The organism is Mesorhizobium sp. M2A.F.Ca.ET.037.01.1.1 (assembly GCF_003998075.1).
In the GTDB taxonomy this organism is placed as follows: Bacteria; Pseudomonadota; Alphaproteobacteria; order Rhizobiales; family Rhizobiaceae; genus Mesorhizobium.
Genome location: NZ_RZSA01001539.1, coordinates 1 through 914, shown reverse-complemented (window position 1 = coordinate 914; position 914 = coordinate 1). Strand labels below are relative to the sequence as shown.

Annotated in this window: 1 protein-coding gene and 1 pseudogene; both read right to left on the bottom strand. The window is 61.7% G+C overall.

The window, feature by feature from the left end:
- Positions 1 to 109, bottom strand: a pseudogene (locus tag EOA27_RS42785) (amino acid ABC transporter permease); the annotation flags it as partial.
- Positions 110 to 169: 60 nt separating this feature from the next.
- Positions 170 to 914 (bottom strand): transporter substrate-binding domain-containing protein (locus EOA27_RS38195; protein WP_245491377.1); only part of this gene is annotated, 745 nt, incomplete at its 5' end.

Sequence of the window (914 nt, the reverse complement as noted above, 5' to 3'; positions counted from 1 at the left end):
AGATGGCGCCGATGACGGTGTAGATCTCCATTGGCCAGTAGGTGAAGCTGGCAACATAGCCCGCCTGGTAAAGCAGATCGGGGACGGTCAGCACCGAGAGGAGTGTAGTGGGGTGCCCGGCGGTGTGAGTGTCGGTGACGGAGAAGAGACGGCTCGGTACGCATGGCAGTCAGCAGTACTTTCCGGACTGGGGAACCACCTTCATGTCAATGCCGCGCTCGAGCTGCACGAGCAGGCGAGACCCAGCGAATTCTGCTGCGACCATCCAGTTCGCCAGGAAGTTGGCAAACCCCGCATTGCTTGGCTCACGGCGGATGGCGATGGTGGAGGGATTGCGCAGCACCGGCATGGGTACCACGGCCTTGCCGATGCTATTGGAATCGAGGAAGGCGGCGTCCTCGTCGGCGATGATTATGGCGTCGACCTTGCCCGACTGAAGCTCCAGGATGGCTTGGTTGCGCGAGGGGACGACGACGATGGTGGCGTTCGGGATAACCGACTCGGCGATGACCTGCATGGTCCCGCCCTTCTGCACGGCGACGCGGGCTTCTTTGGTGTCCATCTCGCGCCAAGACTTCGGCTCGAAGCCCGGACGGGCAACGAGCGCCCAGATACCCTCGACAATGGCGCCTGGCACGTAGTCGACGACGAGGCCCCGCCGGGGGTTGGGGTTCAGTGCCACCGCGAGGTCAATCTTGCCGGCTTGAAAATCCGCAGCGAGGTTGCCCCAGGTAGTCTCATAGTACTCGATCTGAACACCCATCAGACCGGCGATATCCTTGCCCCAGTCTACAAAGAAGCCACTCCATTCGTCCTTGATGTAGCCCGGCTCCTCCGCGACCATAACTGGAAACTTCAACTTGCCACTCGCCTTGATGCGGTCGAGCACCAGAGAGCGGTCTTCGGCTCGGGCC